Raw genomic sequence first — 16,994 nt, forward strand, 5'->3', positions numbered from 1 at the left:
CAGCGTCAAAGCATGCCTTTTGTCGACGGGACGCCTTTGACGCGCGGGTCGACCATCGTCGCTTCATCGAGCGCCCGCCCAAGCGCTTTAAACACGGCTTCGATCATATGGTGCGTATTGCGTCCATAATGGACGATGACATGCAAGTTCATCCGCGCCTCAAGCGCCAGCTTCCATAAAAACTCATAAACCAGCTCGACGTCGAACGTGCCGACTTTGGCCGCCGGAAATTCGCCGCGAAACTCAAAATGCGGGCGGTTGCTTAAGTCGATGACGACTTGCGCCAACGCGTCATCCATCGGCACAAACGCGTTGCCGTATCGCTTGATTCCTTTTTTGTCGCCAAGCGCTTCTTTAATCGCTTGTCCGAGGCAAATGCCGATATCTTCAGTCGTATGGTGATCGTCAATATGCGTATCACCTTTCGCATCGACTCGCAAATCAAACTGGCCATGTTTGGCAAACAAATCGAGCATATGAGTCAAAAACGGCACCCCCGTCTCGAGCTCGGCCTTCCCTTCACCATCCAACGAAAACGACAACTGAATGCTTGTCTCGTTCGTCGTTCTTGCGATCGTCGCTTCTCTCGCCATTATCGTTCCCCTCTTTCTTTTTTCAACCGCACCTCGATAGCGCGCGCATGCGCCTCAAGCCCCTCTAAGCGGGCAAACGCAGCGATGCCCTCACCGTGCTCACGAAGTGCGGTCTCACTGTAAACGATCACGCTCGATTTTTTCACAAACTCATCGACGCTCAAGCCGCTTGAGAATCTCGCCGTCCCGTTCGTCGGCAGCACATGGTTCGGCCCGGCAAAATAGTCACCAACCGGCTCGGAGCTGAAACGGCCAAAAAACATTGCCCCGGCATGACGAAGCTTCCCTAATAGCGACATCGGCTCTGCCGTCATCACTTCCAAATGCTCGGGCGCCAGCTCATTGACCACATCAACCGCCTCATCAAGCGTCTCGGTCACATAAATGGCACCGTAGGTTTCTAACGCCGCTTGGGCAATCTCACGACGCGGCAGCGTCTCCAACTGCCGTTCCACCTCACTTGCCACCGCCAAGGCGAGTTTCATCGATGGCGTCACTAAAATGGCCGACGCCCGTACATCATGCTCGGCCTGTGACAACAAGTCAGCAGCAATTTCATCCGCATAGGCTGTCTCATCAGCCAATACGACAATTTCGCTCGGCCCGGCAATCATGTCGATCGCCACATGTCCAAACACTTCCCGTTTCGCCAACGCCACATAAATGTTGCCCGGCCCGAAAATTTTATCGACCGGCCGAATCGTTTCCGTTCCATAAGCAAGAGCGGCGATCGCCTGCGCACCGCCCACTTTGTAAACTTCCGTCACTCCCAGCTCATACGCCGCGGCCAGCACCCCGTCAGGAAGCGAGCCGTCCGCATTCGGAGGAGAGGCAATGACAATCCGCTTCACGCCCGCCACTTGCGCAGGGATGACGTTCATGAGCACGGACGACGGATAGGCGGCTGTCCCTCCTGGCACATACAGCCCGACCGCGTCAAGCGGCGTCACCTTTTGCCCGAGAATCGTGCCATCTTCTTTCGTCATCCACCATGATTGGCGCTTTTGCCGCTCATGATAGTCGCGAATGTTCGTCGCCGCTTCACGGATGACTGCCAGCATCTCCGGGCTCAGCGCCGCATGAGCCCGCTTCATTTCTTCCTCCGTCACCTGAAGCGTCTCCAACTTGACGCCGTCAAACTGTTCTGTATACTCTTTCAACGCCGCGTCACCGCGGGCGCGCACTGCGGCGATAATGTCGAGCACCGCTCGTCGCTGCTCGTCCGTCCCGCTTTCAATCGTGCGCCTTAGCGAGACGCCTCCTTGCACCCGTTCGATTTTCATCGTTCGCTCCCCTTTCTGTGACGTCCATCGGTTTTCGTCCATTGGCAACCTTTTCAGCGCTGTCAACGCCGCTCCACCATTCGGCAACACCAGTCCCGAATCTCTACCAATCCATTCATGGGAAACCGCCCGGTTCCCCTTTTCCTACGGTTGTGGGATGACCGCCGCTAATCGGTCGACCAACCGCTCAATCACCTCGCCATTCAACCGGTAGCTTGCCGGATTGACAATAAGACGCGACGTCACGTCAGCGATCCGTTCGAGTTCAACAAGCCCGTTTTCTTTCAACGTCCTTCCTGTCGAAACAATATCCACAATCCGGTCGGCCAAACCGATAAGCGGAGCGAGTTCAATCGATCCGTTCAAGCGGATGATTTCAACTTGCTCGCCTTGTTCGCGGAAATACGTTGACGCGACATTCGGATATTTTGTCGCCACCCGGGGCGCGATCCCATTCATTTTGACGCCGGGCAGCCCCGCCACCGCCAAATGGCAGCGGCTGATTTGCAAATCCAGCAGCTCATAGACGTTCCGTTCTTCCTCCATCAAGACATCTTTGCCCGCTATGCCTAAATCCGCCACCCCATGCTCCACATACGTCACGACATCCATCGGTTTCGCCAAAATAAAGCGCATATTTTCCTCTGCGACGTCAATGACGAGTTTTCGCGATTCTTCAAATTCCGGCGGCAGCATATAGTCCGCCCGGCGCAGCAGCTCGACCGCCTCTTCAAAAATGCGCCCTTTCGGCATCGCAATCGTCAGCATCGCTCTTCCTCCCTGCTCCTTGTCATGTCAGCTCCATAAACCGCGCAGCCATCCCTGCGGCAATGGGTTGGATTCCATTCACGCCGCGTGCACGTTTTCTTTGTCAGCGCGCCCCGCTCTCGCCGTTTCGGCCACTCGGCCGGCTTCCTTCGACGCCCTGTTTACTGCCCGTCGTGCCCGCTCCGGCCAAGCAAATAGACAATCGACCGATAGCGCTGACTGTAGGCGTCAATGTCGCGAATACCAGTGATATGCTGTAAAACGACGCGCTGACCTTCCGCTCGCTTCGCCTCCGCCAGCTCAACCGCTTCCGCAAGCCGCTCTTGGCTGAAGACGATGCACTCAATTTCTCCCCGGACGTCCGTCTCGCCAATCGCCTCGATCAGCCGATCAACACGCAACCCAAACCCCGTCGCCGGCGCCGGACGGGAGAATTTGGCCAATAAATCATCATACCGACCGCCGTTGCCAATCGGAAACCCGACTTGCTCGGCGTATACTTCAAACAAAATGCCAGTATAATAGCTCATATGGCTCACGAGTGCCATATCGAGTTTCACCGCCTCGGACACCCCATACGTCTTAAGCGCTGCCAACAGCGCCGCCAGCTCATCCGCTGCTCGCTGTCCTTCCTCGCTTGTCACCAGCGCTTTTGCCGCCTCGATCGCTTCACTGCCGCCGCGCAAGGAAAGAAGATCGAGAAGACGTTTTTGATCAATGGACGAAAGCGGCAACGACTTCACATGTTCGCGGTAGCCAACGTAATTTTTTTCATATAAGAAACGGCGCAGCACGCTCGCCCGCTCTTCATTCCCTAAAATCTCCAAAAACAACGCGTTCACATAGCCGATATGGCCGACCGCCACCGAAAAGTGACTAAGCCCCACGCGCTTCAACAACGCGGCCATTAAGCTAATCACCTCGGCATCAGCCATCACCGTGCCATCGCCGATCAACTCGACACCGATTTGTTCAAACTCCGCCGGCCGGCCACCTTCACGCTGCTGAGCGCGGAACACGTTGGCATTGTACGCCAATCGAAGCGGGTTGCTGTCCTCATACAGCCGCGATGCCGCCACCCGAGCGATCGGCGCCGTCATATCCGGCCGCAACACGAGCGTATGTCCTTGCTGATCCAACAGCTTAAACAACCGATGATCAGCAATCGCCGACGCCGTCCCAACCGTTTCATAATATTCCAACGTCGGCGTCTCGATAAACTCATAGCCCCACCGTTCGATTTCCTCCGCCATCGTGCGGCGCACTTGCTTTTTCATTTCATATAAAAACGGCAGCGTATCGCGCATGCCTAACGGTTTTTCAAACATGAACAGCCTTTTTGCCATGTCCCCACGCCCTTTATCTAAATACTTTAGTTTGCTAATATGGTAGAGAAGTGAAGTTATTAGTAGTTTACTCCTTGCTGTCTCCTACGTCAAGAGAAAACGCGCCATCGACAACAAAATGGACAAAGACTCTTCCAAACGAAGAAACGCCTGTCCATTTCGCTCCACCTTGTGCATGTGGCTACTTAACCAAATGATCCAAGGCGCGAAAGAACTTCGAATCATCGGATATGTAGGTGACGCTCAGCGAGACGAAAGGTCACTTTCGTCGTAGAACCGACAAGCGCTCCTGCTTCAAGCAAGACGAAATGGAAGTAGTTCACCACTTTAAGCTACTTGTCGTTCGTTATCGCCATGACCGAATTACGAATGAACGTTCTTCTTTTCAAAACCTTTTTCGTCAATCTCCTCCAACACGATAAAAATAGTTTTTTCATTCATTTTACCATTTTTTCAGAATCTTTTCTTTATATAAATCAAAAACCGCCCCCGTTACTCGGAAGGCGGTTCATTCATCCGAACGATGCGCATCGGGCAGCCGGCAACCATCGCCCCGGGTGGGACGTCTTTATGGACGACAGTGCCCGCGGCGACGACGGCGCGGTCGCCGATGACGACACCAGGCAAAATGGTGGAGTTGGCGCCAATCATCACCTCATCGCCGATCACGACATCGCCAAGGCGGTATTCGTCCACCAAATATTCGTGGGCGAGAATCGTCGTGTTGTAGCCGATGACACAATTGCGGCCGATACGGATGTTTTCCGGAAACAAAATATCTGGCATAACCATAAAGGCAAGCGCCGTTTGTTCGCCAATCTTCATGCCAAGAAACGTGCGGTACAGCCAGTTTTTCAGCGGCAAAAACGGCGTGTAGCGCCCAATTTGGATAATGATGACGTTTTTCAGCACTTTCCAAAACGATACGGTGCGGTACAATTGCCAGAGTGAGTTCGCCCCTTGCACGGGGTATTTCGTCGTTCGTCTCACTGGGAGGACGGTTCCTCCTTTCATTCGTTCATGCCGACAATGGCCAACAAATCGCTCATTTTTTCCAGCATAAAGTCCGGTTCATATTGTTCCAAATACTTGCGCCCTTTAATCGACCACGCCACGCCGGCTGTTTTTACACCGGCGTTTTTGCCGGCTAAGATGTCGTGGTAGTTGTCGCCGACCATGAGCGCTTCGTTCGGTGTCGACCGAAGCACATCAAGCGCTTTATAAATTGGTTCCGGATCCGGTTTTGGACGACTAACGTCATCGAGACCGATGACGCACGAGAAAAACGGCTCTAAACGCGTTTTCCGCAAGCCCATGAGCGCTGTGTCATGAATTTTCGTCGTCACCACGCCAAGGCGGAAGCCATGGCGGTGAAGCGTTTCGATCGTCTCATACACCGTGTCAAACTCGCGAATCAACTCATCATGACGGGCATGGTTAAACGTGCGGTAAGTCTTGACCATTTCTTCCATCCGTTCTGGATCGAGTGATCCGAACGTCTCATACAACGACGGGCCGATGAACGGCAGGACGTCCTCACGCCCATAGCGGCCCGGATAGTACCTCTCGAGCGTATGCAAAAACGACTGGATGATCAGCTCATTTGTATCAATCAACGTTCCGTCAAGGTCAAATAAAATGGTACGAATCGTCATGAAGCGGCTTCCTTTCTTTTCGGTTGTTCCAGGCGGCGCCAAATGAACGCCACCGCCATCGTCAGCAATACGGCCGTCACTAGGCGGATCACAAGCAGCGGCCATACCGGAATGCCAAGCGGAACGAAAATGAGTGTGTCCTCCACAACCGCATGGCACGAGACGAGAAAAATGAACGCCAACGTTAAGTCACGCTTGGAGACGCCGTCTTCTTTCGCCGCTTGAATCATGACGCCGGCGCCATAAGCAAGGCCGAACACAAACCCGGCCGCCAGCGTCAGCGACGTGTTCGGGCTCATGCCGAGCGCCTTCGTCGCCGGTGACATCCATCGCGAAAATGTCTCAATCCAATGGCGTTCTTTCAACACTTGAATGACCGTCATCAGCGGAATGACGATCACGACCAACTGCACGATGCCAGTAGCCGCTTTCTTCAACGCCACCAAGGCGATCGCTCCCCAGCCGACAGGCGGCGCGTCTTCCTGCGGCATAAAGCCGTATTGGGCGATTTCCTGGCCTCCATCCCATAAATGGGCGATCAGCAATGCGGACACAATGGCGAGTCCGACGCGCACGATGACCATGAGCGTCACGCTCATTCCCGTACGCGAGGCAACCGATGATTCGACGATCAAGTTATGGCAAAAAGAAAGCATGATCGCCAAAATCAACACTTCCTTCACCGTAAACTCGATCGTCAACATCGCCCCGATCGCCGCGTATAGCCCAAGCAAATTGCCGAGCACAAGCGGCACGGCCGCATCGCCGGATAAACCGAGCCATTTCATGAACGGAGCAACAAAGTCAATGAGCCATGAAAAAAGCGGCGTCGGCTGCAATAATGCCAAAAGGAGCGTCACCGGAAAAATGATTTTCCCGAGCGCCCACGACGTCTTCAGCCCGGCGAGCACGCCGCGCTGCAACGTTCCGATCATGTTCTCCTCTCTCCTTTGCTTGTCTTCCATATGTAAGAGGCGACCTATGGCGCCACTAGTCCATATACCGTTCTCTTGCCCATCCTTTTGCCCGACGCACCATCCACAAGACGAGCGCAATAATAATAAGGGTAATCGACATCACTTGCGCCATGCGCAAATGTTCAGCGAGCATTAAGCTATCGGTGCGCATCCCTTCAATCCAAAAGCGCCCGAGCGAATACCAAATCACATACGACAAAAACAGCTCGCCGCGCCGCAAATTGACGCGCCGCAGCCAAAGAAGCAAGCAAAAGCCGACAAGATTCCAAAGCGATTCGTACAAAAAGGTCGGGTGCCAATATTGGCCATTAATATACATTTGGTTGATGATCCAATCCGGCAAATACAAATTTTCCAGAAATTCGCGTGACACCGGCCCGCCGTGCGCCTCTTGGTTCATAAAATTGCCCCAGCGTCCAATCGCCTGTCCTAAAATGATGCTTGGGGCAGCAATATCAGCCAACTTCCAAAACGGCAGCCCACGCACCTGGGCAAACACCGCTCCTGTCGCCACCACGCCGATTAATCCCCCGTGAATCGCAAGGCCACCTTGCCAAATTTTCGGGATCTCGGCCAAATGCTTGGAATAATAGTCCCATTCAAACAGTACGTAGTACGCCCGGGCGCAGACAATGGCAATCGGCACGGCAAACAGCACCAAATCGACAAATGTCTCTTTCGGCAAGCCGCGCCGCACCGATTCACGCGTCGCCAGCCATAAACCAATCAACACGCCCGTGCCGATAATGACGCCATACCAGTAAATTGTAATCGGACCGAGCTGCAAAAACACACGGTCCAGCGGCTCGATTGCCGGTTCCATCATGAACACCTCCTTTGCGATGACGGATGGCCGCTCCCCCCTGTCCATTTGCTCATCATCGTCATATCTCCGTGGCCATCCTTATCGGAATTTCCTTGTTCATCCTAGAGAGGAATAAGGCATAAAGAAGCATAGTTTTCATTGAGAAACTTTGATTTTTTGAATTCTCAAAAATCACTGGTGACAGAAAGCAGTGATTTTCTCCAGCTTCCTAGATGATGATTTCACGCAGAATCCCCCTGCATGAACACCCTGTTTCTTTCTTCCCTAAAAACGAGCGATAGAAGAAACATCACTGTTTTTTACCGGTTTTCAGTCACGTTCCCCTTCTTCAATGGCATCGCTCAGTCGTGCCGAAAATTCCTCAGCCGCGTTAACGCCCATCCGCTTCAACCGGAAGTTCATCGCTGCCACTTCAACAATGACGGCCAAGTTGCGCCCTGGGCGTACCGGAATCGTTAATCTCGGCAATTCGATATCTAAAATTTTCATCTTTTCTTCTTCCAAACCAAGACGATCGTATTGCTTCTCCGGATCCCATAGCTCTAAATCGATGACTAAGGAAATGCGCTTATGCGGCAGCACCGCCCCAGCACCGAACAAGGTCATCATATTAATAATGCCAAGTCCGCGAATCTCGAGCAAATGCTCAATCAGCTCCGGTGCGCTGCCGATCAATGTATCTTCATCCTCCTGGCGGATTTCGACACAGTCATCGGCGACCAACCGATGGCCGCGCTTCACAAGCTCAAGCGCCGTTTCACTTTTACCGACCCCGCTTTTGCCTGTAATCAATACGCCAACGCCGTACACATCGACGAGTACGCCGTGCACCGCTGTTGTTGGGGCCAGCTTGCTTTCCAAATAGTTGGTCAATCGGCTAGAGAGCCGGGTCGTTTTCATAGTCGAACGCATCACCGGCACCGACTGGCGCTCGGACGCTTCGATCAGCTCCGGCGGCACGTCTAAGCCACGCGAGACGATAATTCCGGGCGTAATATCGGTACAAAGCCGCTGCATCCGCGCCCGCTTTTCTTCCGGGGTCAACGTTTCGTAAAACGACAGCTCCGTTCGGCCAAGCAGCTGCAGACGCTCTGCCGGATAGTAGGCAAAATAACCCGCCATCTCGATCCCTGGCCGCGACAGGTCGCTTGTCGTAATCGGGCGGTAAATGCCTTCGGCGCCGCTGACAAGCTCAAGCTGGAACTGTTCAATGATGTCTTTTGTCCGCACTTTTGGCATAATCAGCCTTTCTCCCCTTTCTTCATCTTTTTCCATTGTAGCACGTTTTGTTTCGCCGTTGAATGGAAAACATCGGGGAAACAAAATGGAGACGGTTCATCCCGTCTCCGTTACGACCGTTTGCGAAGCGGCTCAACAATCGCTTTTTGCACAAGCAGATGGAAAAACGACAAGACGATCGAGGCGAGCAGCGCCGTGCCGAACCCTCCAATTTGAAACGCATCGCCCATCAGCGCTGCCGTCATCATCAGCGTGATAGCGTTGATGACAAACAAAAACAACCCGAGCGTCAACACCGTCACGGGCAGCGTCAATAAAATGAGCACCGGGCGGACAACGACATTTAACACCGCTAAAATCAAACTCGCCAAAAACGCGGCGCCAATGCCGCTGAAATGAATATCGGCAAAATAGCCATCAATCGCCATGAGCAAAACGGTATTAATAAAAACTCCAATCAACCAATTCAGCATCACATCACCATCTTTGCTCTAAAATCGGTTGCCGAACGTTCTCCCTGCATGAGCAGATGCCTTTTTCTATTATAGTGCCATAAAACAAGGCAAACATTGCACATGCCGGCCGAAACAATGCACTCCGTCGACCCGCTTACGCAAAATGTAGGTCAGTTCTATCTCACTTTTATTTTAACACCTGAATCCCTTTAATGATATTCCAAATCAACACAACAAGGTTCAAAGCTCCAGCGACGAGGAAACCGAGCCAAATAAGGCCGCCGCCAAACAAGAACGCTTCCTCTCCCTGTTGACCGAACAAAAAAGGAACAAAGGCGAACGCAATAAACACAACAATGGTAATCGCCGGAATTAAGTGAGAAAAAAGCGACCGTTTCGCATGGTGTTTCACACCTGGATCTTCCACAACAAAATACACAACGATCGGCAAAATGAATGGCGCAAAAAAGATGCTGAAATAACAAAGGGAAGATATAACTTTATTGGTGGACAATTCGATAACTCCTTTCTCCATTTCTTCACCTTTTATATACGACGATCATCGTCAAAAGTTTCCCTCTGACCGTAAAAAGATAGCGCCCATCACTCTCCCCAAACGATAGAAAAAGCGGCAAAGCACTACGCCTTTGCCGCTTCATATCGCGCTTGCATGCGCGCCCGGTCACGTTCCAAAATGGGTTTTAAGTAGCGGCCAGTGTGCGATGCCTCGACCTCCGCCACTTGTTCCGGCGTGCCGGCGGCAACAATTTGCCCACCGCGGCTGCCGCCTTCTGGACCTAAGTCAATAATATAGTCAGCCGTTTTTATGACGTCTAAGTTATGCTCGATGACAAGCACCGTATCGCCGTTCTCCACCAACCGATGAAGTACATTCAGCAATCGGGCGATGTCATCGACGTGCAGACCGGTCGTCGGCTCATCTAAAATGTAGAGCGTCCGGCCGTTCGAGCGACGATGCAACTCCGCAGCGAGCTTGACGCGCTGCGCCTCGCCGCCCGAAAGCGTTGTTGCTGGCTGGCCGAGCTTCATATAGCCAAGGCCGACATCGTACAGCGTCTCAAGCTTGCGTTTAATTTTCGGGATCGGAGCAAAAAAGTCAAGCGCATCTTCGACTGTCATGTCAAGCACTTCTGCGATGTTTTTCCCTTTATACGTCACCTCAAGCGTCTCACGGCTGTACCGTTTACCGTGGCACACTTCACACGGGACATACACGTCCGGCAAAAAGTGCATTTCGATTTTAATGATCCCATCACCATGGCACGCCTCGCAGCGCCCGCCTTTGACGTTAAAGCTGAAACGTCCTTTTTTATAGCCGCGCACCTTCGCCTCGTTCGTCGAAGCAAACACCTCGCGAATGTCATCAAACACACCGGTGTATGTCGCCGGGTTGGATCGCGGCGTGCGGCCGATCGGCGACTGGTCGATGTCAATCACTTTATCGAGGTGCTCGAGCCCACGAATGTCGCGGTGTTCCCCCGGTTTTGCTTTCGCTCGGTGCAGTTTTTGCGCTAGCGCCTTATAGAGCACCTCGTTTACGAGCGTGCTTTTTCCTGAACCCGATACCCCGGTGACGGCAATAAACGTGCCGAGTGGGATTTTTACAGTGACGTTTTTCAAGTTATGCTCGCGTGCGCCGACCACCTCCAGCCAGCGGCCGTCCGGCTGGCGCCGCTGGGCTGGAATCGGGATGAATTTTTTCCCGGATAAATATTGGCCAGTGAGCGAGTTCGGATCGTTCATCACTTCCTCTGGCGTGCCGGCAGCGACGACTTCACCGCCATGAATGCCCGCTCCGGGGCCGATGTCAATCAAATAATCAGCCGCGAGCATCGTATCTTCATCATGTTCCACGACAATGAGGGTGTTGCCAAGATCGCGCATGCTTTTTAACGTCGCGATTAGCCGATCGTTGTCGCGTTGGTGAAGCCCGATGGACGGCTCATCAAGCACATACAAAACGCCCGTCAACCGCGAGCCGATTTGTGTCGCCAATCGAATGCGCTGCGCTTCACCGCCCGAGAGCGTTCCGGCTGAGCGGCTGAGCGTTAAATAGTCGAGACCGACGTTTTTCAAGAAGCCGAGCCGTTCGCGAATTTCACGCAAAATGAGACGGGCGATTTGCGCTTCTTTTTCCGTCAGCTCAAGCCCTTCAAAAAAGGCAAGCGCCTCCGTCACCGACATGGCGGTCACTTCACCGATATGTTTACCACCGACCAGAACGGCCAAGCTCTCTTTTTTCAGCCGGTAGCCTTTACATGTCGGGCACGGCTGTTCGGTCATGTATTTTTCCATTTGTTCGCGAACATAATCGGAGCTCGTCTCCCGATAGCGACGTTCAATATTCGAAATGACGCCTTCAAACTGGATGTACTGTTCTCGCACCTTGCCAAAATCAGTTGTATAGCGGAAATAAATCGGCTCCTCGCCGCTGCCGTATAAAATTTTGTCAAGCTGCTCTTTCGGCAAATCTTTCACTGGCACATCCATCGGAATGCCGTAATGGCGGCACACCGCCTCGAGCAGCTGCGGGTAATATTGCGAGCTTTGCGGCTCCCATGGCGCAATAGCATGCTCTTTTAGCGTCAATTTGTCGTTCGGAATGACGAGATCGAGATCGACTTCGAGCTTTGCCCCGAGCCCGTCGCAGTCCGGACAAGCGCCGTACGGGCTGTTGAACGAAAAGAGGCGCGGCTCAAGCTCCCCAATGGAAAAGCCGCAATACGGGCAGGCGTGCTTTTCGCTAAACAACAGCTCCTCCTCGCCGATCACATCAACGACTACTTTGCCATCCGCCAGTTTTAATGCCGTCTCAAGCGAATCGGCGAGCCTTGCGGCAACACCGTCTTTGATCACGATCCGGTCGACGATGACATCAATCGAATGTTTTTTATTTTTTTCAAGCTCAATGTCTTCCGTCAACTCGCGCATCTCACCGTCAATGCGGACGCGTACATACCCTTGCTTGCGGATGTCATCAAGCACTTTCGCATGCGTCCCTTTTCTTCCCGAGACGATCGGGGCAAAAATTTGCATTTTCGTCCGTTCCGGGTAAGAGAGCAGGCGGTCGACCATTTGCTCGATCGTCTGTGAGGCAATTTCAATGCCGTGCGTCGGGCAGACCGGACGGCCGATGCGGGCAAACAGTAGCCGCAAATAATCGTAAATTTCCGTCACCGTACCGACCGTTGAGCGCGGGTTGCGGCTCGTCGTCTTTTGGTCGATCGAAATGGCCGGCGACAACCCTTCAATCGCATCGACATCCGGCTTGTCCATCTGCCCTAAAAATTGGCGGGCATACGCCGATAGCGACTCGACGTAGCGCCGCTGCCCTTCAGCATAAATCGTATCAAACGCCAACGACGACTTTCCCGACCCGGACAGCCCGGTCAACACAACAAGCTGTCCGCGCGGAATTTCAACGTCAATGTTTTTTAAATTATGGGCGCGAGCCCCTTTCACGATAATTTTATCGGTTCCGTTCACCGAGTCATCATCCTTCCGCTTTCAACTCGAAAATGACATCACGCAGCTGGGCGGCTCGCTCGAAGTCGAGCGCTTTTGCCGCTTCTTTCATCTCCGCTTCCAGCTGGCGGATGAGCTCTTCCCGTTCTTGTTTTGTCATGTTGGCAGCCGTCGGCTTGGCCTCGTACGTTTCCGTCTCCTCCGCCGCATAGGTCGCGCGGATGACGTCGCGAATATCCTTTTGGATCGTGCGCGGCACGATGCCGTGTTTCTTGTTGTATTCTTCCTGAATCGTCCGACGCCGCTTCGTCTCTTGAATGGCGATTTCCATTGATTTGGTGATCGTATCGGCGTACATGATCACGTGGCCGTTCGCGTTGCGCGCCGCCCGGCCGATCGTCTGAATGAGCGAGCGCTCCGAGCGCAAAAATCCTTCTTTGTCGGCGTCCAAAATGGCAACGAGCGACACTTCCGGAATATCGAGCCCTTCCCGAAGCAAGTTGATGCCGACTAGCACATCATATTTGCCAAGCCGCAAATCGCGAATAATTTCTATGCGCTCAAGCGTTTTAATTTCCGAATGCAAATAGGCGACTTTAAAGCCCGCTTCTTTCAAGTAATCCGTTAAATCTTCCGCCATTTTTTTCGTCAGCGTCGTCACCAATGTCCGTTCGTTCCGTTCAACGCGCTCGTGAATTTCGCTGATCAAATCATCAATTTGCCCGGCGATCGGGCGAACGTCAATCGTCGGATCAAGAAGACCCGTCGGGCGGATGATTTGTTCGACGACACCCGGGCTATGTTCGAGCTCATACGGTCCTGGCGTCGCCGAGACGTAAATAATTTGGTTAATTTTTTGTTCGAACTCGTCAAACGTGAGCGGACGGTTGTCTAGCGCCGACGGCAAGCGAAAGCCGTGATCAACCAGCACTTGCTTGCGCGCTCGGTCGCCGTTGTACATGCCGCGCAGCTGCGGCAACGTGACGTGTGACTCATCGATGATAATCAAAAAATCATCCGGAAAATAATCGAGCAGCGTGTACGGCGTTGAGCCCGGCGGCCGAAGCGCCAAATGGCGCGAGTAGTTTTCGATTCCAGAACAAAATCCCATTTCGCGCATCATCTCAAGGTCATAGCGCGTCCGCTGCTCCAGCCGCTGCGCTTCTAACAGCTTCCCTTGTTCGCGCAGCTCAGCAAGCCGCTCCTCGAGTTCTTTTTCAATGTTGGCAATCGCGAGCTTCATTTTCTCCTCACGCGTGACAAAGTGCGACGCCGGGAAAATAGCCACATGCTCGCGCTCACCGAGCACTTCGCCAGTCAAGGCGTCGACTTCACGAATGCGGTCGATTTCGTCGCCAAAAAACTCGACACGGATGCAATGTTCATCGCGCGATGCCGGGAAAATCTCAACGACATCCCCGCGGACGCGAAACGTGCCGCGCTGAAAGTCAATATCATTGCGGTCATACTGGATATCAACCAACCGCCGCAACAACGTGTTGCGTTCAATCTCCATGCCGACGCGCAGCGAAACCACAAGCTCGCGGTATTCTTCCGGCGACCCTAAGCCATAAATGCACGACACGCTGGCGACGATGATGACATCCCGCCGCTCAAACAAAGCCGATGTCGCCGAGTGCCGCAATTTATCGATTTCATCATTAATTTTCGCGTCTTTTTCAATATACGTATCCGTCTGCGGCACGTACGCTTCTGGTTGGTAATAGTCGTAATAGCTGACAAAATATTCGACAGCGTTGTTCGGGAAAAACTCTTTCAACTCGCTGTACAACTGCCCGGCGAGCGTTTTGTTATGGGCGATGACAAGCGTTGGCTTGTTCACTTTGGCAATGACGTTGGAAATCGTGAACGTTTTGCCTGTTCCCGTCGCCCCGAGCAGCGTTTGATGCTTCACTCCACGCTTTAAACCGTCAACCAACTTTTCAATCGCCTGCGGCTGATCGCCTTGTGGTTGATATGATGACACTAATTGAAAACGGTTGTCCACCGTTTCTCCTCCTTCTCCGATCCGTCTCTCCTCATTGTATCACATCCTCTTAAAGGATGCACAAAAAATGCGAACTGATATTCGTACCAAACGACGTAACGATTTCCATTGCCCGCTCCTCATTTGTCTGCTTATAGAATAGGAAAAAGCGGGCCTCTTTAAAGCCCGCCTGTCTGTCACTTTTTCAAATTGTTCAACATACGGCCGGCCAATAAGAAACCGGCGATCGTCGACGCAATATCGGCGACGATTTCATGCAGTTCATCCGTATACCCTTTGGCATACGAAGCGACAAGCAACGCGATCGTCAACAACACCGCGATGTATCGATTGTAAGTCACCCGTGTAAACAACAAGACAAGAAAGCACGGAATGATGAGTGCGGCGAGAAACCACATATGCTCAGTCTCCTTTACGAAACAGCTTCGGACGCCGACGCGCCCCGATTGTGGACAAATAACAAGCCAAGCTCATGATGTTCATCTTCATACAACGCCCCTTGGACAAAGCGGACTTCACCGTTATGCCCGATGACGTCAAGCTTACAAAACGCCCGATTACGCTGCAGCTCTTCATAAAACTCCGCCTCCGTCCGCACGTGGACACCGTTCGCTTTCATAATGATTTCCCCGATTTGTAGCCCCATTTTCTCCGCTTTCGAGCCAGGGAGCACGCCGACAATCACTACCCCTTGCGAATGACGGGCGAAGCGGGGCGGTCGGGCTCGGTCAGCGCGGTGCCCAGAAAAAGCGATCCACTCGCGGCCGATAATCGCCACAGCCCCCGCAACAAACGCCAACGGCAAGTACCATATACCAACAACGGCTAGCAGAGCGACAAGGAGCGCAAGCCGAAGCACACGCCGCCCTTCCTCATGAGCCGCTTCCGGCGGCATGACGTGTTGCCGGCGTTGCGAAAATCCAAGAAGAAACGGCACCAACCAAAACGAATAACCGTCCCCAGCCGGAAGAAGCGGCCACCATGAGACCGGTGACAACGCACCGCCAGATACCGGGAGCACGATCGGCACAAACCAAAAACGTTGCGTCCATTGCATGCCAATCGTCATCCCCCGCTTGCTTTTCACGAGCTGCGGCGACGCCGTCCCTTTTTGGGAACGGAGGATGAGCCACCCTTCAGCCGCCAACAACAACGTAAGAAACAAAGCCAAGGCCGCCCCCGCCGTTGGGCCATCAGGGAATAAGTCGCTCACCATCCCGCTTTGCCCGATCAAACCGAGCAGCACGATCGCACCGCCAACGGTGTACGCTGGCGATAAGAGGCGCGCTTCCATCGTGAAGCCAATGACAACGGTCAGCGCTGTCACCATCCACACCGCCTCGCGCGGCAACGCGACTCCAGCGCTGATCGCCACCACAGACAACACCGCACCGGCTGCCCATCCCCATGTCCAGAGCCCGCGCCATTCTTGCCATGGATGATGGACGCGCACATGAAAGTCACGGCGTTCCCGCTTTACCCGCCGCCAGCCGGCGACAATAGCTAAAAGGACGCCATAATAAAGGAGCGGCTGCCGCCATACGGCCGCGATCCCTTCAAGCAATTCCAGCCCCCATGTTGCCATCCGCTTCCCCCCTTGCTTCGTTCACCAGTCTTTATCTTCTATTCTACCAAATGGCCACGGCAAATCCCATGCCTGCGGCCATCTTTTTTGCCGCTCATGACGAATTTGTGCCGTTTTCCACTTTCTTTGCCGAATAGGCACTAGTTTTGTCGGCTAGGCAGGATTTTCAATAAAGATAGAAAAAGGATATAACAGAAGATGAAAAGGAGGAGTGGAACAATGGAGTTAAAAACGACCGATGTCGCCGCCCGTCTTGGCGTTTCGCCGAAAACCGTTCAACGTTGGGTACGGAAATATGACATTCCGCTGCGGAGAAACGAAGCCGGCCACTTCTTGTTTGACGAAAAAACAGTCGCCTTGCTCGAACGGGTCAAATTTGAACAAGGTGCGGCACTCGAAGCGCCTCCGGCTCCTGACCGTCCCTCGACACCGCCGCGGAACAGCTCCATTCATGCCTTATTCCAAGAGTATGTTGAACCGGAAATCGAACGCGTCACCTCACGCCTTAATCAACTCGAACAACAACTGGAGCAAAAAGCCGATGATGTTGTTTCGGTCCAACTGCTTCATCATCGAAAGGAAATGGAAGAAATCGCTGCCCGCCTCACTGCCCTCGAGCAGCTTGTCGCCCGTCTTGAACAGCAGCTGAACAATCGGCCGCCTTCCTCCCACGAAACACCGAAGGAACCAAAGCGGAAACGGCGCGGCCTCGGGCGGGTGATGGGATTGTTTGCTTAAGGCCCATGCGCTCTGTCCCATGCAGGGCGTTTTTT

At 53.3% G+C, this 16,994-nt stretch carries 16 protein-coding genes; 1 reads left to right on the forward strand and 15 read right to left on the reverse strand.

Annotated elements, in window-relative coordinates; all coding sequences use genetic code 11:
- Positions 1-5 precede the first annotated feature (5 nt).
- The 15 genes from hisB to DSM465_RS0110895 form a co-directional block, all read right to left on the reverse strand.
- Entirely contained in the window at positions 6-593 is a 588-nt protein-coding gene (gene hisB, locus DSM465_RS0110825) for an imidazoleglycerol-phosphate dehydratase HisB (protein ID WP_008880308.1), read from the reverse strand.
- Entirely contained in the window at positions 593-1,876 is a 1,284-nt protein-coding gene (gene hisD, locus DSM465_RS0110830) for a histidinol dehydrogenase (RefSeq protein WP_029761344.1), read from the reverse strand. Before hisD ends, hisB begins: the two co-directional genes overlap by 1 nt.
- A 144-nt stretch (positions 1,877-2,020) precedes the next feature.
- Positions 2,021-2,644 carry an ATP phosphoribosyltransferase gene (gene hisG / locus DSM465_RS0110835; RefSeq protein WP_008880310.1) on the reverse strand — a complete coding sequence of 208 codons (624 nt, stop codon included), beginning with the start codon at positions 2,642-2,644 and terminating at the stop codon, positions 2,021-2,023.
- Positions 2,645-2,805: 161 nt separating this feature from the next.
- On the reverse strand, positions 2,806-3,990 hold the full coding sequence (locus DSM465_RS0110840; protein WP_011888178.1) for an ATP phosphoribosyltransferase regulatory subunit: 1,185 nt from the start codon (positions 3,988-3,990) through the stop codon (positions 2,806-2,808).
- Positions 3,991-4,482: 492 nt separating this feature from the next.
- Positions 4,483-4,980 (reverse strand): acyltransferase, encoded by a 498-nt coding sequence (locus DSM465_RS0110845; RefSeq protein WP_011888179.1) that lies wholly within the window; start codon positions 4,978-4,980, stop codon positions 4,483-4,485.
- A gap of 20 nt (positions 4,981-5,000) precedes the next feature.
- The gene (gene ppaX / locus DSM465_RS0110850; protein ID WP_011888180.1) at positions 5,001-5,645 is read right to left on the reverse strand and encodes a pyrophosphatase PpaX; all 645 of its coding nucleotides are present in this window, start codon (positions 5,643-5,645) and stop codon (positions 5,001-5,003) included.
- The gene (locus tag DSM465_RS0110855) at positions 5,642-6,580 is read right to left on the reverse strand and encodes a nucleoside recognition domain-containing protein (protein WP_008880314.1); all 939 of its coding nucleotides are present in this window, start codon (positions 6,578-6,580) and stop codon (positions 5,642-5,644) included. Before DSM465_RS0110855 ends, ppaX begins: the two co-directional genes overlap by 4 nt.
- Before the next feature lie 55 nt (positions 6,581-6,635).
- Positions 6,636-7,448 carry a prolipoprotein diacylglyceryl transferase gene (lgt, locus tag DSM465_RS0110860; RefSeq protein WP_174375702.1) on the reverse strand — a complete coding sequence of 271 codons (813 nt, stop codon included), beginning with the start codon at positions 7,446-7,448 and terminating at the stop codon, positions 6,636-6,638.
- Positions 7,449-7,757: 309 nt separating this feature from the next.
- Positions 7,758-8,687: an HPr(Ser) kinase/phosphatase gene (hprK, locus tag DSM465_RS0110865; RefSeq protein ID WP_008880316.1), complete on the reverse strand. Its 930-nt coding sequence runs from the start codon at positions 8,685-8,687 to the stop codon at positions 7,758-7,760.
- A 110-nt stretch (positions 8,688-8,797) separates the two neighbouring features.
- Positions 8,798-9,160, reverse strand: a complete 363-nt coding sequence (locus tag DSM465_RS0110870) for a phage holin family protein (RefSeq protein ID WP_008880317.1) — start codon at positions 9,158-9,160, stop codon at positions 8,798-8,800.
- A 169-nt stretch (positions 9,161-9,329) separates the two neighbouring features.
- Positions 9,330-9,677, reverse strand: a complete 348-nt coding sequence (locus DSM465_RS0110875) for a DUF4870 domain-containing protein (RefSeq protein ID WP_008880318.1) — start codon at positions 9,675-9,677, stop codon at positions 9,330-9,332.
- Positions 9,678-9,781: 104 nt separating this feature from the next.
- On the reverse strand, positions 9,782-12,649 hold the full coding sequence (gene uvrA / locus DSM465_RS0110880; RefSeq protein ID WP_008880319.1) for an excinuclease ABC subunit UvrA: 2,868 nt from the start codon (positions 12,647-12,649) through the stop codon (positions 9,782-9,784).
- 7 nt (positions 12,650-12,656) lie between these two features.
- Positions 12,657-14,636: an excinuclease ABC subunit UvrB gene (gene uvrB, locus DSM465_RS0110885; protein WP_011888183.1), complete on the reverse strand. Its 1,980-nt coding sequence runs from the start codon at positions 14,634-14,636 to the stop codon at positions 12,657-12,659.
- A gap of 176 nt (positions 14,637-14,812) precedes the next feature.
- A complete protein-coding gene (locus tag DSM465_RS0110890) occupies positions 14,813-15,034 on the reverse strand; it encodes a CsbA family protein (RefSeq protein WP_008880321.1) in 222 nt (73 codons plus the stop codon).
- A 14-nt stretch (positions 15,035-15,048) separates the two neighbouring features.
- Positions 15,049-16,221, reverse strand: coding sequence for a PDZ domain-containing protein (locus DSM465_RS0110895; RefSeq protein WP_011888184.1), 1,173 nt, complete (start codon positions 16,219-16,221; stop codon positions 15,049-15,051).
- A 219-nt stretch (positions 16,222-16,440) separates the two neighbouring features.
- Between DSM465_RS0110895 and DSM465_RS0110900 the strand changes: the two genes are divergently transcribed.
- Positions 16,441-16,959: a MerR family transcriptional regulator gene (locus DSM465_RS0110900; RefSeq protein WP_008880323.1), complete on the forward strand. Its 519-nt coding sequence runs from the start codon at positions 16,441-16,443 to the stop codon at positions 16,957-16,959.
- The last annotated feature ends 35 nt before the right edge of the window (positions 16,960-16,994 follow it).

Origin of the sequence: Geobacillus thermodenitrificans subsp. thermodenitrificans DSM 465 (assembly GCF_000496575.1) — a bacterium.
Classification (GTDB): Bacteria; Bacillota; Bacilli; order Bacillales; family Anoxybacillaceae; genus Geobacillus; species Geobacillus thermodenitrificans.

Bases quoted from the DNA above. Each gene is read 5' to 3' on its own strand.
- hisB (WP_008880308.1), bottom strand. From the start codon at position 593: ATGGCGAGAGAAGCGACGATCGCAAGAACGACGAACGAGACAAGCATT.
- hisD (WP_029761344.1), bottom strand. From the start codon at position 1,876: ATGAAAATCGAACGGGTGCAAGGAGGCGTCTCGCTAAGGCGCACGATT.
- hisG (WP_008880310.1), bottom strand. From the start codon at position 2,644: ATGCTGACGATTGCGATGCCGAAAGGGCGCATTTTTGAAGAGGCGGTC.
- DSM465_RS0110840 (WP_011888178.1), bottom strand. From the start codon at position 3,990: ATGGCAAAAAGGCTGTTCATGTTTGAAAAACCGTTAGGCATGCGCGAT.
- ppaX (WP_011888180.1), bottom strand. From the start codon at position 5,645: ATGACGATTCGTACCATTTTATTTGACCTTGACGGAACGTTGATTGAT.
- DSM465_RS0110855 (WP_008880314.1), bottom strand. From the start codon at position 6,580: ATGATCGGAACGTTGCAGCGCGGCGTGCTCGCCGGGCTGAAGACGTCG.
- lgt (WP_174375702.1), bottom strand. From the start codon at position 7,448: ATGATGGAACCGGCAATCGAGCCGCTGGACCGTGTGTTTTTGCAGCTC.
- hprK (WP_008880316.1), bottom strand. From the start codon at position 8,687: ATGCCAAAAGTGCGGACAAAAGACATCATTGAACAGTTCCAGCTTGAG.
- DSM465_RS0110870 (WP_008880317.1), bottom strand. From the start codon at position 9,160: ATGCTGAATTGGTTGATTGGAGTTTTTATTAATACCGTTTTGCTCATG.
- DSM465_RS0110875 (WP_008880318.1), bottom strand. From the start codon at position 9,677: ATGGAGAAAGGAGTTATCGAATTGTCCACCAATAAAGTTATATCTTCC.
- DSM465_RS0110890 (WP_008880321.1), bottom strand. From the start codon at position 15,034: ATGTGGTTTCTCGCCGCACTCATCATTCCGTGCTTTCTTGTCTTGTTG.
- DSM465_RS0110895 (WP_011888184.1), bottom strand. From the start codon at position 16,221: ATGGCAACATGGGGGCTGGAATTGCTTGAAGGGATCGCGGCCGTATGG.
- DSM465_RS0110900 (WP_008880323.1), top strand. From the start codon at position 16,441: ATGGAGTTAAAAACGACCGATGTCGCCGCCCGTCTTGGCGTTTCGCCG.